At 70.4% G+C, this 14,727-nt stretch carries 9 protein-coding genes and 2 rRNA genes (1 of these 11 cut by a window edge); 6 read left to right on the forward strand and 5 right to left on the reverse strand.

Features of this window, described 5'->3' with window-relative positions; translation table 11 throughout:
- Positions 1–1,811, forward strand: a 23S ribosomal RNA gene (locus CP984_RS24985); it begins 1,311 nt to the left of the window's first position.
- 74 nt (positions 1,812–1,885) lie between these two features.
- Positions 1,886–2,002, forward strand: a 5S ribosomal RNA gene (rrf, locus tag CP984_RS24990).
- 447 nt (positions 2,003–2,449) lie between these two features.
- Here rrf and CP984_RS24995 read toward each other — a convergent pair.
- The 5 genes from CP984_RS24995 to CP984_RS25015 are packed head-to-tail and all read right to left on the reverse strand — an operon-like array spanning position 2,450 to position 8,098.
- On the reverse strand, positions 2,450–3,760 hold the full coding sequence (locus CP984_RS24995) for a DUF58 domain-containing protein (RefSeq protein WP_003982201.1): 1,311 nt from the start codon (positions 3,758–3,760) through the stop codon (positions 2,450–2,452).
- 8 nt (positions 3,761–3,768) lie between these two features.
- Positions 3,769–4,734, reverse strand: coding sequence for an AAA family ATPase (locus tag CP984_RS25000; RefSeq protein WP_003982200.1), 966 nt, complete (start codon positions 4,732–4,734; stop codon positions 3,769–3,771).
- Positions 4,715–5,941: a DUF4350 domain-containing protein gene (locus CP984_RS25005; protein WP_003982199.1), complete on the reverse strand. Its 1,227-nt coding sequence runs from the start codon at positions 5,939–5,941 to the stop codon at positions 4,715–4,717. Before CP984_RS25005 ends, CP984_RS25000 begins: the two co-directional genes overlap by 20 nt.
- Positions 5,938–6,618: a DUF4129 domain-containing protein gene (locus CP984_RS25010; RefSeq protein ID WP_003982198.1), complete on the reverse strand. Its 681-nt coding sequence runs from the start codon at positions 6,616–6,618 to the stop codon at positions 5,938–5,940. The genes CP984_RS25005 and CP984_RS25010 overlap by 4 nt, the downstream gene beginning before the upstream one ends.
- A 28-nt stretch (positions 6,619–6,646) precedes the next feature.
- The gene (locus CP984_RS25015; RefSeq protein WP_003982197.1) at positions 6,647–8,098 is read right to left on the reverse strand and encodes a DUF7544 domain-containing protein; all 1,452 of its coding nucleotides are present in this window, start codon (positions 8,096–8,098) and stop codon (positions 6,647–6,649) included.
- Between the two features lie 170 nt (positions 8,099–8,268).
- Between CP984_RS25015 and mtnA the strand changes: the two genes are divergently transcribed.
- The 4 genes from mtnA (at position 8,269) to CP984_RS25035 (ending at position 14,422) form a co-directional block, all read left to right on the forward strand.
- Complete coding sequence (mtnA, locus tag CP984_RS25020; protein ID WP_003982196.1) at positions 8,269–9,441, forward strand: S-methyl-5-thioribose-1-phosphate isomerase; 1,173 nt, start codon at positions 8,269–8,271, stop codon at positions 9,439–9,441.
- Positions 9,438–10,115 (forward strand): two-component system response regulator MtrA, encoded by a 678-nt coding sequence (gene mtrA / locus CP984_RS25025; RefSeq protein WP_003982195.1) that lies wholly within the window; start codon positions 9,438–9,440, stop codon positions 10,113–10,115. The genes mtnA and mtrA overlap by 4 nt, the downstream gene beginning before the upstream one ends.
- Before the next feature lie 289 nt (positions 10,116–10,404).
- Complete coding sequence (mtrB, locus tag CP984_RS25030) at positions 10,405–12,456, forward strand: MtrAB system histidine kinase MtrB (protein WP_003982194.1); 2,052 nt, start codon at positions 10,405–10,407, stop codon at positions 12,454–12,456.
- An 85-nt stretch (positions 12,457–12,541) separates the two neighbouring features.
- Complete coding sequence (locus tag CP984_RS25035) at positions 12,542–14,422, forward strand: LpqB family beta-propeller domain-containing protein (RefSeq protein ID WP_078587062.1); 1,881 nt, start codon at positions 12,542–12,544, stop codon at positions 14,420–14,422.
- Positions 14,423–14,727 lie beyond the last annotated feature (305 nt).

Here is a 14,727-nt window from a genome sequence, read left to right on the forward strand (position 1 = left end):
CGTCGTGTGCCGGGTGAAGCAGCGCCGGAAGGTAGTTGTGGACGGTTCACGAGTGAGAATGCAGGCATGAGTAGCGATACACACGTGGGAAACGTGTGCGCCGATTGACTAAGGGTTCCTGGGTCAAGCTGATCTGCCCAGGGTAAGTCGGGACCTAAGGCGAGGCCGACAGGCGTAGTCGATGGACAACCGGTTGATATTCCGGTACCCGCTTTGAAGCGCCAAACATCGAATCCTCTGATGCTAAGGCCGTGAAGCCGCCCTGGAGTCTTCGGACAAAGGGGAGTGGTGGAGCCGCTGATCCAAGGTGGTAGTAGGTGAGTGATGGGGTGACGCAGGAAGGTAGTCCAGCCCGGGCGGTGGTTGTCCCGGGGTAAGGGTGTAGGACGCACGGTAGGCAAATCCGTCGTGCATGAAGTCTGAGACCTGATGCCGAGCCGATTGTGGTGAAGTGGATGATCCTATGCTGTCGAGAAAAGCCTCTAGCGAGTTTCATGGCGGCCCGTACCCTAAACCGACTCAGGTGGTCAGGTAGAGAATACCGAGGCGTTCGGGTGAACTATGGTTAAGGAACTCGGCAAAATGCCCCCGTAACTTCGGGAGAAGGGGGGCCACGGCTGGTGATCACCCTTGCGGTGTGAGCTGGTGGTGGCCGCAGAGACCAGCGAGAAGCGACTGTTTACTAAAAACACAGGTCCGTGCGAAGCCGTAAGGCGATGTATACGGACTGACGCCTGCCCGGTGCTGGAACGTTAAGGGGACCGGTTAGCTCCATTTCGGTGGGGCGAAGCTGAGAACTTAAGCGCCAGTAAACGGCGGTGGTAACTATAACCATCCTAAGGTAGCGAAATTCCTTGTCGGGTAAGTTCCGACCTGCACGAATGGCGTAACGACTTCTCGACTGTCTCAACCATAGGCCCGGTGAAATTGCACTACGAGTAAAGATGCTCGTTTCGCGCAGCAGGACGGAAAGACCCCGGGACCTTTACTATAGCTTGATATTGGTGTTTGGTTCGGCTTGTGTAGGATAGGTGGGAGACTGTGAAGCCGTGACGCCAGTCATGGTGGAGTCGTTGTTGAAATACCACTCTGGTCGTGCTGGATGTCTAACCTGGGTCCGTGATCCGGATCAGGGACAGTGTCTGGTGGGTAGTTTAACTGGGGCGGTTGCCTCCTAAAGGGTAACGGAGGCGCCCAAAGGTTCCCTCAGCCTGGTTGGCAATCAGGTGTTGAGTGTAAGTGCACAAGGGAGCTTGACTGTGAGACTGACGGGTCGAGCAGGTACGAAAGTAGGGACTAGTGATCCGGCGGTGGCTTGTGGAAGCGCCGTCGCTCAACGGATAAAAGGTACCCCGGGGATAACAGGCTGATCTTCCCCAAGAGTCCATATCGACGGGATGGTTTGGCACCTCGATGTCGGCTCGTCGCATCCTGGGGCTGGAGTCGGTCCCAAGGGTTGGGCTGTTCGCCCATTAAAGCGGTACGCGAGCTGGGTTTAGAACGTCGTGAGACAGTTCGGTCCCTATCCGCTGTGCGCGTAGGAGTCTTGAGAAGGGCTGTCCCTAGTACGAGAGGACCGGGACGGACGAACCTCTGGTGTGCCAGTTGTTCTGCCAAGGGCATGGCTGGTTGGCTACGTTCGGAAAGGATAACCGCTGAAAGCATCTAAGCGGGAAGCCTGCTTCGAGATGAGGGCTCCCTCCCACTTGATGGGGTAAGGCTCCCAGTAGACGACTGGGTTGATAGGCCAGATATGGAAGACCGGTAACGGTTGGAGTTGACTGGTACTAATAGGCCGAGGGCTTGTCCTCAGTTGCTCGCGTCCACTGTGTTTGTTCTGAAGTAACGAACTCGCCTTGCTGGCTGGAGTTCATCTTCATAGTGTTTCGGTGGTCATAGCGTTAGGGAAACGCCCGGTTACATTTCGAACCCGGAAGCTAAGCCTTTCAGCGCCGATGGTACTGCAGGGGGGACCCTGTGGGAGAGTAGGACGCCGCCGAACAATTATTCAGCTCCGGTCCCCGAACCAGAGGTTCGGGGACCGGAGCTTTTTTATTTTCTCTCCAATCATGGAGAACATGCCCCGCACCACTCGGTGCGGGGCATGTTGCGTTCAAGGGACGGGGCAGAGGGAACAGGCCGAAGAGCGGGCCATCAGAACGCTCTCAGCCGCCCATTTCTACGCCTGAGCTACCCCACCGCCGTCTGGGCCTGCCAGCAGCTCCCAGCACCGCCTGCCGGTCGCCGCCCCGGCCTGCCACAAGCCCGGACGCTCGCCCCGACTGCTTCTCCCCGGCCCTACGCCCGGACACGGGCACACGCACACGGGCACACGTTGACGCCAGAGGCGGACGCAAGCAGGCATACGCAAAGAAGCCTGCTGCACACGACCGCGAGCATTGACGCGGACCGTCCACAGCAGGCTTCTTTCAGCCCAGCCCTGGTGCCCTTACAGCCGACCGGCGGCCTTCAGGGAGAGATATGCGTCCGCCAGGTCGGGAGCGAGACGCGCGGGCGTGGAGTCGATGACCGTGACGCCATGGCTGCGCAGACGGTCGGCGCTGCGGCGGCGGGCCGCGCGGGTCTGTTCGGCAGCTGCTGCGGCGTACACGGCCTGGGGCGTGTGCCGGGAAGCGGCCATCTCTTCTATGCGGGGGTCCGCCACCGCGGCGACGATGACCTCGTTGCGCTGGGTGAGGCCGGGGAGCACGGGCAGCAGTCCTTCCTCCACCGGGGCCGTGTCGAGGCCGGTGAAGAGGACGATCAGGGAACGGCGCGGCGTACTGCGGTGGATCGCCGCGGCCAGGCCACGGGCGTCCGCCTCGACGAGTTCGGGTTCGAGGGGCGCGAGGGCCTCGGTCAGCGCGGGCAGGAGGTCACCGGCCGCGCGGCCCTGGACGGAGGCCCGTACCCGGCGGTCGTACGCGAGGAGGTCGACGCGGTCGCCGGCACGGGAGGCGAGGGCGGCGAGCAGCAGTGCCGCGTCCATGGAAGCGTCCAGCCGCGGCGTGTCGCCGACCCGGCCGGCCGAGGTGCGGCCGGTCTCGAGGGCCAGGAGGATGCGCCGGTCGCGTTCCGGGCGCCAGGTGCGGACCGCCACGGTCTGGCGGCGCGCGGTGGCGCGCCAGTCGATGGAGCGGGTGTCGTCGCCGGGCGTGTAGTCGCGGAGGCTGTCGAATTCGGTGCCCTCGCCGCGCGTCAGGATGCTCGTCCGGCCGTCCAGTTCGCGCAGCCGGGCCAGCTTGCCGGGCAGGTGCTTGCGGCTGGTGAAGGGCGGCAGGGCGCGGATGGTCCACGGGACGTGGTGGCTGCCTTGGCGGGCGGCCAGACCGAGCGGGCCGTAGGAGCGGACCGTGACACGGACGGCGTGGTGGTCGCCGCGGCGGGTGGGGTGGAGCGCCGTCGTGACGCGGCGGCGCTCGGCGCCGGGGATGCGCAGGCGGTGGCGGGAGGCCGGGGCCTCCGTGCCGGGGCGGAAGGAGCTGGGCGGCCATGCGTCGCGGAGCTGGGCGCGCAGCAGGCGGCGGTCCGGATTGCTGATGGTCAGGTGCGTCTGTGCCGCCTGACCCAGTCGAACGGATGTGTCACCGGTTCGGGTGAACTGGAGCTTCCGCACTGGCGCGGCGAGCGCCAGGTCGCACAAAATTGCTAGCAGCAGGGCGAGTTGGACGGTGAGGATGCCGGTCCAGCTGGGCAGCAGGAGGCCGACGAAGAGAGCTCCGAGGGCGGAGACGAGTGCGGTGCGTCCGGTCAGGGCCACGGCTGGTCTCAGCGGGGGACGGGAAGGTGGGCGAGGACGGAGTTGATGACGGAGTCGGCGGTGACTCCTTCCATCTCGGCCTCCGGGCGGAGCTGGACGCGGTGCCGGAGTGTGGGCAGGGCAAGGGCCTTCACGTCATCGGGGATGACGTAGTCGCGGCCGGTGAGCCAGGCCCAGGCCCGTGAGGTGGAGAGCAGCGCAGTGGCGCCTCGGGGAGAGACGCCGAGGGAGAGCGAGGGGGATTCGCGCGTGGCACGGCAGATATCGACGATGTAACCGGTGACCTCGGGGGATACGGCGGTCTTGGCCACCGCGGCCCGGGCCGCTTCGAGATCGGCGGGGCCCGCGACAGGACGCAGGCCGGCCGCGTCCAGGTCGCGCGGGCTGAAGCCCTGCGCGTGCCGGGACAGGATGTCGATCTCGTCCTGGCGGGCGGGCAGCGGCACCGTCAGCTTGAGCAGGAATCGGTCGAGTTGGGCCTCGGGCAGCGGATAGGTGCCCTCGTACTCGACGGGGTTCTGCGTGGCGGCGACGAGGAACGGCTCGGGCAGGGCGCGAGGCGTCCCGTCAACGGTGACCTGGCGCTCCTCCATGGCTTCGAGCAGGGACGCCTGGGTCTTCGGCGGGGTGCGGTTGATCTCGTCGGCGAGCAGCAGATTGGTGTAGACCGGGCCGGGCTGGAAGGAGAACTCCGAGCTGCGCGAGTCGTAGACGAGCGAGCCGGTGACGTCGCTCGGCATCAGATCGGGGGTGAACTGAACGCGCTTGGTGTCGAGTTCCAGGGTCGCCGAAAGCGCGCGTACGAGCAGGGTCTTGGCGACGCCGGGGACGCCTTCGAGGAGGACGTGACCGCGGCAGAGCAGCGCGACGACCAGGCCGGTGACGGTCGGGTCCTGGCCGACGACGGCCTTGGCGATCTCGGTGCGTACGGCCTCCAGGGAGGCTCGGGCGCTGTCAGCTGTCGGGGTGCTCACGGGGGTCGTGCCTCTCTGGGGACAGGATGGAATGTTCCAGGTTGTCGAGCTGGTCGGCCAGGGTGACCAGGGCCTTGTCGTCGGCGGGCGGCGGGCCGAAGAGGAGGGAGTGCAGGGCCGTGCCGGATGCCGCGTCCGCGGGCAGCCGCGCGGCGACGGCCGGAAGGAGGATGTCGGGGGTGTGGGCGTGGGTGGGAGACACGCCGGTGAGGGGTGCGAGCCGGGTGCGGGCGGCGGCCCGTAGGACGGCGGCTGCCCGGTCGCGGGCGCCGGTCTGCTCGTAGAGGCGGGCGTGCCCCTCCGTGGTCTCGGCGGCGGGGACGGTGACCGGCAGGCGCTCGGGGACGAGCGGGCCGAGCCGGCGGGCCCGCCAGACGCCGGCGAGCGCGGCGGCGATCAGGAGCTGGAGCAGCGCCCAGTTCCAGCCGGCGGGGATGAGGTCGAAGAAGCTGCGCCGGCCGTCCTGCGTGGACGAAGGGTCGCTGACGGAGGGGAGGTACCAGACCAGATGCTTGTGCGAACCGAGCAGTTGCAGGGCGAGCGAGGCGTTGCCGCGCTCGGCGAGACGGTGGTTGTAGAGGATGTCGGGGGCGCCGAGAAGCACGGTGTCGCCGCCGGCCTCGGTCGGCAGACGCAGCAGGGTGGCCTTGCCGCTGCTGGGGTAGCAGCGGTCGGCGCCGGTGGCGGAGGTCGAGTAGCGCAGGCCGCCGAGTTCCGCGTCGCCGGCGCTCCGGGCGGCGGGCAGCGCACAGTTCGGATCGAGCGGCCGCACCTCGGCGGGCGCTCCGGCCTCGGTACCGGGAGCGAAGACGTCCAGTGCGGGCGAGCTGGGGGAGAGCAGGACGGTGCGGCCGGCCGCGCGTCCGGTGGCCTGGTGGAGGGTGCCCAGCTGACCGCGGGTCAGCAGATCGGGATCGGCGACCAGGACGGTGGTGTCGGGCCCGGCCGCGGCGGCCGCCTCGTCCGTGGTGGTCACGACGCGGGTGTCGACACCGCGGTCGGCGAGGAGCGTGGCGACGGCGCCGCTGCCGTAGCGGTCCACCGACCGGGGGTCGAGGCGTCCGTGCTGGTCCCCGGAGCGCAGGAGCGCGAGACCGACCCCGCCCAGGACGAGGACGAGAAGACCGGCGAGCAGCCCGCGCGAGCGGGTCCACAGGCGGCGCCCGGTGGGCGCGAGAGAGGTCGTGGCAGTCGTGGTGGCGCTCATGTGCCGCTCCCGTCGAGGGCGGTCGCGGCACTGGCCGGCTGGGGCTTGCTGTGCTGCAGGTCGGTGTCGAGGCTGCTCAGCAGGGCGTACTCCCGTTCCGTACCGGGACGCCCGCCGTACGTGACGTCGTCGAAGGTCCTGGCCGCCGCGCGCAGGCGCTCGGCGTGGGCCGGCAGCATCCGGCCCGCCTCCGTCGCGGCCTCGTCCGCGGTACGCCCGGGCCCCGGGGCGAGCAGGGCCCGTTCCTCCAGGGCGAGGACGAGGCCCCGCATCCGCTCCTGCACGGCCTCGGTCCAGCGGCTGTCGGCAGCGTGCTGTTCGGCGGCGGCACGGTGTTCCGCGGCCGTACGGGGACGGTCCCCGAAGAGTGCGCCGCCTCCGGACGTGGGGGTACGGCGCAGAGCGCCCAGCCGGAGCCGCAGGGCGACGGCGAGCAGCACGACGACGAGGACGACGGCGATGAGCCCGGCCCAGCCGCCCGGCGTGGCTCCGGCAGCGGCGTCGAAGAGATCGCCGATGCGCTCCCAGAACCAGTTCAGGGCACGCTGGAGCAGATTCGGGTCGTTCTGGTGGTACCGCGGATCGGAAAGCTCGCGCTCGGCCGCCTCACGGGCGGGCCCACGCGGGATCGTCACCGGTCCGTCATCGCCGGAGCCCGTCATCAGACGGGCGAGCACGGCAGTCCTCCCCCCAACCGTCACCGCATCAGCTTCCCGGTGTGGAGCCGGCGGGGCCCTGGCCGGCGCTGTCCGGCCCGGTGCCGTGCGGGCCGGGAGCCTGCTGCCCGGGGACGTCCGCACCGTAGCCGGGCAGGCCGGCGGCGCGGGCGAGTTCCAGGTCGAGGGCCTCGCGGCGGATCCGCTGGTCCATGTAGAGGAGCGCCGTGACTCCCGCGCTGATGGGGTAGGTGACCGCGGAAGTGATCACCGAACCGATGCCCAGCACGATCAGGAACGTCCAGCTGGTGCCGCCCGTGCCCTGGGTCCACGCCGTCAGGCTCTCGCCGCTGACGAGAACGGCGACGATCGTGGCCGGAATCTGGACGATCATCCCCACGAGGGCGATCAGCACGTACGTCAGGAGCTGCACGCCCAGGACTCGCCACCACGCGCCCCGCACCAGCTTGGCCGAGCGCCGCATGGAGGCGATGACGCCCTGCTTCTCCAGCATCAGCGCCGGGGCGGCGAGGCTGAAGCGGACCCACAGCCAGACGCCCACGACGAGCGCGCCCAGCCCGCCGAGCAGGGTGAGCGGGACACCGACGGCGGCCGGGCCCACCGCGGTGACGATGATGCCGGGCACCATGCCCAGGAGGACGACGACCGAGAAGACCAGGGGCAGCAGGAGCAGCAGCCCGAGCAGCCGCGGCAGCCGGCCCCGCGCGTCCCGCCAGGCTTCGCCCGTCGACACCGAACGTCCCAGGACGGCCCGGCTGACGACGATGGTGAGCAGCGCGGTGACGATGATCGTGCCGAGCAGCCCGATGAGCGAGGTGACGGCGCTGCCGATGAGGGTGTTGTCGACCGCGTCCAGGGCCTCGCGCAGGGAGGCGTCGGGGTTGTTGTCCAGCGCGGAGAAGTCCCCGGCGCCGCGCAACCAGAGGCCGGTGACGATCGTGTTCGTGGCCTGCGCGATGACTGCCACGACCAGCGAGATGCCGAGGACGGTGCGCCAGTGGGCGCGCATGGTGGAGACCGCGCCGTCGAGGATCTCGCCGACGCCCAGCGGGCGGAGCGGGATCACACCCGGCTTCGCGGCGGGCGGCGGCGCCCAGGGAGCACCCCAGCCCGGCCTTCCTCCCCAGCCCGGCTGACCGCCCCCGCCGGGGTGGCCACCCCAGCCGGGCTGCTGTCCGCCCCAGCCGCCTTGTCCGCCGGGCCCGCCCTGCCCGCCGCGGCCGGTGCCGCCGGCGGGCGCGGACCACTGGCCGGCGGGAGGCTGCTCCTTGGACCACTGCGGCGGGACCGAGGAGTCGCCGGACGCGCCGGCGCCGGCCGGGCCCGCGGGTTCCGCAGGGCCTGCCGTACCGGTGGAGCCGGCCGGTGCGGCCGGGGCGTCCGCTCCGGCCTGGTCGGCGGCGGGCCGGTCCTGCGCGGTGCGGTCCGGCTCGTCGGAAGGGGAGGATCCGGGCGAGGCCCAGCCCGGAGAGTTGTTCATCGTCGCTCCTTCTTGATTCCCGCCCGTTCGAACGGCCGGGGTCCGACGTCCGCAGTGCCTGTCATCGTGTCATGGCACGGGAGCGCGCGTCCCCGGGCCCTTGTCCGGAGGGGCGCCCTTGCACGGGGGAACCCTTCTGCTCCGCCCGTCGTCGGCGGCAGACTGGGCGGATGGCCGATCGCTACGAGAAGTCCGAGGCGGGCGCCGACGCTCCCGTGGTTCCGTCACTGCGTTGGGAGGAGCTTCCCGAGGGACCCGTACTGGTCCTCCTCGATCAGACACGGTTGCCGACCGAAGAGATCGAACTGGTGTGTACGGACGTTCCGGCGCTGGTGCAGGCGATCCGCACGCTGGCTGTGCGCGGCGCTCCGCTGCTGGGCATCGCCGGGGCGTACGGAGTCGCCCTCGCCGCGGCACGGGGATTCGACGTGGCCGACGCGGCCGACACCCTGGCGCACGCCCGCCCGACGGCGGTCAACCTCGGATACGGCGTGCGCAGGGCCGCCGACGCGTACCGGACCGCGGTCGAGGGCGGGGCGGACCGCGAACTGGCCGCCGCCGCGGCACTGGCCGAGGCGCGGGCCGTCCACGCGGAGGACGCCGAAGCCAGCACCAAGATGGCCGCGCACGGACTGGCGCTGCTGGGCGAGCTGCTGCCCGGTGGCGGACACCGCATACTCACCCACTGCAACACCGGAGCCCTGGTGTCCGGTGGCGAGGGGACCGCCCTGGCGGTGGCGCTGGCGGCGCACCGGGCCGGCGAGCTGCGGCGGCTGTGGGTCGACGAGACGCGGCCGCTCCTGCAAGGCGCGCGGCTGACCGCGTACGAGGCGGCGCGTACGGGCATGCCGTACACACTGCTCGCGGACGGGGCGGCCGGATCGCTCTTCGCGGCGGGGGAGGTGGATGCCGTACTGATCGGCGCGGACCGGATCACGGCGGACGGCTCGGTCGCCAACAAGGTGGGGAGCTACCCGCTGGCCGTGCTGGCCCGCTACCACCACGTACCGTTCATCGTGGTGGCGCCGACGAGCACGGTGGACCTGGCGACGGCGGACGGCGCGCTCATAGAGGTCGAGCAGCGGCCCGGGCACGAGGTGACGGAAATCGCGGCACCGTACGTGCCCGGCGCCGGGACGGAGGCCGGCACCGGGGTGCCGGTGGCTCCGCTGGGCGCGCTGGCCTACAACCCGGCCTTCGACGTGACGCCGGCCGACCTGGTGACGGCCATCGTCACGGAGGCCGGAGTGGCCTCGCCGGTCACTCCGGGTGGCCTCGCGGAGCTGTGTTCCACGTCACGATTGGGTAAGTCACGATCAGGTAATGGGATGATGGCCGAATGAAGGGACGCGTCCTGGTCGTCGACGACGACACCGCACTGGCAGAGATGCTCGGCATCGTGCTGCGCGGCGAAGGCTTTGAACCGTCGTTCGTCTCCGACGGGGACAAGGCGCTTGCCGCCTTCCGGGAGACCAAGCCGGACCTCGTGCTGCTCGACCTCATGCTGCCCGGGAGGGACGGCATAGAGGTGTGCCGGCTGATCCGGGCCGAGTCCGGTGTACCGATCGTCATGCTGACCGCGAAGAGTGACACGGTCGACGTGGTGGTCGGCCTGGAGTCGGGGGCGGACGACTACATCGTCAAGCCGTTCAAGCCCAAGGAGCTGGTGGCCCGCATCCGGGCCCGGCTGCGCCGCTCGGAGGAGCCGGCGCCCGAGCAGCTGGCCATCGGTGACCTCGTCATCGACGTGGCGGGCCACTCGGTCAAGCGCAACGGCCAGTCGATAGCGCTGACGCCGCTGGAGTTCGACCTGCTGGTGGCGCTCGCCCGCAAGCCGTGGCAGGTGTTCACCCGCGAGGTGCTGCTCGAACAGGTCTGGGGCTACCGGCACGCCGCCGACACCCGGCTGGTGAACGTGCACGTACAGCGGCTGCGCTCCAAGGTCGAGAAGGACCCGGAGCGCCCGGAGATCGTGGTGACGGTGCGCGGCGTCGGCTATAAGGCCGGGCCCAGCTGACATGTCCCGGGACGGTTCGGCCCCGGCGGACGAGCAGGGGCGGACCGTCCGTACGGCAGGCGATATGTCGCTTTTCCAGCTTTTTCGTGCGCGGCTGACCGGGGGGACGAACGGGCAGGCCAACGGGACGGCGTCCGGGCAGGGCGCGAAAGGCGAGAAGCCGGAGCGTTCGGAGCGGTCGGAGGACCGCATACGCGCCGTGCGGGCGGCTGAGCGTCCCGCAAGTGGTGCGGCGCGGCCCGCCGCCCGGCCGGGACGGTCGGAGCGGCCCGGGGACCGGCTCCGGGCGATGCCCGCGCGCCTGCTGTCCGACGGTGCCACCGCCGGTCCGGTCCACCCCATGCTGCGCCTCTTCGGCCGCTGGATTCGCCGTCCGCTGCTGCCCGCGCTGCGCCTCTGGCGCCGCAACATCCAGCTCCGCGTGGTCGCCACGACCCTGCTGATGTCGCTGGGCGTGGTGCTGCTGCTCGGCGTCGTGGTCATCGGACAGGTCCGCAACGGGCTGCTGGAGGCCAAGCGGCAGGCCGCGCAGAGCCAGGCGGCCGGCGGGTTCGCGGTGGCGCAGAAACTGGCCGACGGCGCCACCGACAGCCGCGGCGACGACCCCGTACGGTCCGGCAACCGCGGCTCGCAGGACTCCGCGACCTGGCTGACCAGCCTGGTCGAACAGCTCGCCAGCGGTGGCCAGGGCGTCTTCTCCGTGGTGGCGCTCAGCTCCGGATCGGCCGTCGAGGAGCCCTTCGGCGACAGCAACCCGGACACCCGCGGTCCGCGCGCCTCCGGGGACGTCGACCCCGAACGCAGCGTGCCCGCCGAGATGCGCCGGATGCTGGACACCAAGACCGGCACCTTCCGCCAGTCCACGCAGATCAAGCGGGTCGGGTCGGAAGAGGGCGAGCCGGCGATCATCATCGGCAAGCGGCTCAACGACGTGAACAGCAACCCGTACCAGCTGTACTACCTCTTCCCGTTCAGCCAGGAGGAGAAGTCGCTCAGCCTGGTGAAGGGGACCCTGGCGACGGCCGGGGTGTTCGTCGTGGTGCTGCTCGGCGCGATCGCCTGGCTGGTGGTCCGGCAGGTCGTCACCCCCGTACGGATGGCCGCGGGCATCTCCGAGCGGCTGGCCGCCGGGCTGCTCCAGGAACGAATGAAGGTCACCGGCGAGGACGACATCGCCCGGCTCGGCGAGTCCTTCAACAAGATGGCGCAGAACCTCCAGGTCAAGATCCAGCAGCTGGAGGAGCTGTCCCGGATGCAGCGGCGGTTCGTCTCCGACGTGTCGCACGAGCTGCGGACGCCGCTGACGACCGTACGGATGGCCGCCGACGTCATCCACGACGCGCGCGAGGACTTCGATCCGGTGACCGCGCGCTCCGCCGAGCTGCTGCGCGGGCAGCTCGACCGCTTCGAGTCGCTGCTCGCCGAGCTGCTGGAGATCAGCCGTTTCGACGCCGGCGCCGCCGCCCTGGAGGCCGAGCCGATCGACCTGCGGGACGTGGTGAACCGGGTCCTGGAGGGCGCCGAGCCGCTGGCGGAGCGCAAGGGCACCCGGTTCGTGGTGCGCGGGGCCGAGCGGCCGGTGATCGCGGAGGCGGATGCCCGCCGCGTCGAGCGGGTGCTGCGCAACCTGGTCGTCAACGCGGTGGAGCACGGCGAAGGCCGGGACGTCGTGGTGCGGCTGGCCGCGGTCGGCGGCAAGAACGGCGGCGCGGTGGCCGTCGCCGTACGCGACTACGGCGTGGGCCTGAAGCCGGGAGAAGCAGCGCGCGTCTTCAACCGCTTCTGGCGCGCGGACCCGGCACGGGCCCGTACGACCGGCGGTACGGGGCTGGGCCTGTCGATCGCGGTCGAGGACGCGCGGCTGCACGGCGGCTGGCTACAGGCGTGGGGCGAGCCGGGCGGCGGCTCGCAGTTCCGGCTGACGCTGCCGCGTACGGCAGGAGAGGCGCTGCGCGGCTCCCCGATATCGCTGGAGCCGGAGGACTCCCGGCGCAACCTGGAGGCGGCCGGCTCGGGACTGCCACGCGGCGCGGCAGCGGTGCGGACCGCTACGGCCGCCATCCCGCCGCAGCAGCGGCTGGCGGAACCGTGGCCTCTGGAGTCGCGGACTGAGGGGCAGAGGACGGCTGAGGCGGGCGCTGGCGTGGCTGATGGGGCTGATGGTGATGGGGGTGCGCGGGAGGCTGACGTGCGGGGGAACGGCGTGCGTGGGCGAGCGGCTGGTTCGGGCGACGGAGTGTCGGGCGGCGGCGTGTCGGGTGACGGTGCTGGGCGTGGGCTGAGCCGGGAGGCCGGGAACGGAGCGGGCGCGGAGCGGGAGGACGAGGTTCGTGGGCGCTGAAACAGGCCCGGGAGCGGGTGCTGAGGCGTGTATCGAGGCCCGTGCCGAGGTGCGCGAGGAGGCGCGCGCCGGGGTGGGTGCCGAGATGCGCGCCGGGGATGTGGCGCGGGCGCGGGGCGGTTCCCGGGTGCGCCTCGGGCTGCGCGGCGCCGCCGGCGGCAAGGGTGTGCGCGTACGTACAGGTGCGGTGCTCGGTTGTGGCGCGTTGCTGCTGGCCGGGTGCGCGTCGATGCCCGACAGCGGGGACATGCAGGCGGTCGACCAGTCGCCGCGCGCGGAGGCCGACTCGCAGGTACGCGTCTACGGTGTGCCGCCGCAGGACGGGGCGCAGCCGACCGAGATCGTCAGTGGCTTCCTCGACGCGACGACGAGCGACGAGGTGGATTTCAGTACGGCCGTGCAGTACCTGGCCAAGTCGGCGAAGAAGACGTGGCAGCCGTTCTCGGCGACGAATGTGCTCCAGCAGCGCCCGGCGGCCGAGCCCGTGGGCCAGGCCAACCGCGAGGACCCGAACGGCTACACGATCACGCTGTCCGGCAGTCAGGTCGCCACCGTCGACCGTAACCACGCGTACACCCCGGAGGAAAAGGGGTACAAGCAGACCATCCACCTGACCAAGGAAGACGGGCAGTGGCGCATCGACCGGCTGCCGAACGGGCTGGTGCTCGGGCAGTCCGACTTCCAGCGCATCTACCGGTCCGTCAACAAGTACTACTTCGCCGACTACAAGTCGGAGGCGCAGTCGGCCAAGGCGGGCCACAACGTACTGGTCGCCGACCCCGTCTACCTGCGGCAGCGGATAGACCCGGTCACCGCGAGCGTGGCCGCGCTGCTGGAGGGGCCCACGAACTGGCTGAACCAGGTCACCGCCTCGGCGTTCCCGACGGGCACCACCCTCAAGAGCAGCGGTCTGGCGCTCGACGACTCCAACGCGCTGCGGGTGAACCTCAGCAAGCGGGCGGCCGCCGCGGGACCGGCGCAGTGCCGGCGGATGGCGGCGCAGCTGTTCTTCACCGTCCAGGACATCACCCGGGCCTCGAAGATCAGCGAGGTGGAACTGCGGGACGAGCGGGGCGGCCGGCTGTGCGTCCTGACGCAGGATCGGGCCAACAGCGAGTTCGCGCCACGCAAGCACGCCGGGCGGACCGCCCAGGAGTACTTCATCGCCGCTGACCAGAAGGTGGTCAGGATGCCGGACACGACCACGGAACCGCAGCCGGTGCCGGGGCCGTTCGGCAGCGGAAAGACCCCGCTGAGTTCGATCGCGATCTCGCGCGACGAGGAGACCGCCGCGGGCGTCTCGGCCGACGGCCGGTCGCTGTACGTGGTGCCGCTGGAGTACGGCACCGAACGTGGTCCGGCTTTGCTGAACAGCACCGCCAACAACGGATTCTCCGCACCTAGTTGGGACGGTCTGGGGGACCTGTGGATAGCGGACCGAAGCGACAAGGGGTCGCGCCTGCTGCGGCTGCGCGGGGGCAAGGGGGTGCCGGACGAGGTGATGGTGCCCGGCCTCGGTGAGCGGCGAATCAAGTCGATCAAGGTGGCGTCCGACGGCATCCGGATCGCGGTACTGGTCGAGGACAAGGGGCGTACGACGCTGCAGCTCGGCCGGGTCGAGCGCGGCGGGACGGCGCAGCACCCGGTGCTGTCGGTGGAGGAACTGCGTCCGGTCGCCCCGCAGTTGGAGGACGTGATGGCGGCGTCCTGGGCGGGTGGCAGCCGGCTCGTGGTCGTCGGCAGGCAGTCCGGCGGGGTGCAGCAGATGCAGTACATGGAGACGGACGGCTCGGCATCGAGCGCGCAGACCCTGCCCGGCGTCAACGGGGTCAAGGCGGTGACCGCTTCGGAGGACGAGGCGAGGCCGCTGATCGCCGACGGTGCCGAGGGGATAGTGCGGCTGCCGCAGGACGCGAATTGGAAGACGGTGGCCAAGGAGGGGAAGGCGCCGGTTTATCCGGGGTGAGGGGTGGTTCGGGGCTTGGGGTGTGAGGGGCTGTGGGGGGCTGGTTCGGGGCTTGGGGGGGGAAAAAAGGTGGTTGGGGTTGGTGAGGGCTTGTGAGGGTGGGTAACTGACGCTGGGGTGGAGCGGTGCGGGTGGGTGTTGACCTGTCCGTATGGCTTGGACTGGGTGTGCGGGTGCGCGTTGATCTGCCCGTACGGCTTGGACTGGGTGTGCGGGCGGGCGTTGATCTGCCGGTACGGCTTGGACTGGGTGTGCGGGTGGGTGCTGGCTTGCCCGTACGGCTTGAGTTGGGGGCGCGGCGGGTG

The organism is Streptomyces rimosus (genome assembly GCF_008704655.1).
In the GTDB taxonomy this organism is placed as follows: domain Bacteria; phylum Actinomycetota; class Actinomycetes; order Streptomycetales; family Streptomycetaceae; genus Streptomyces; species Streptomyces rimosus.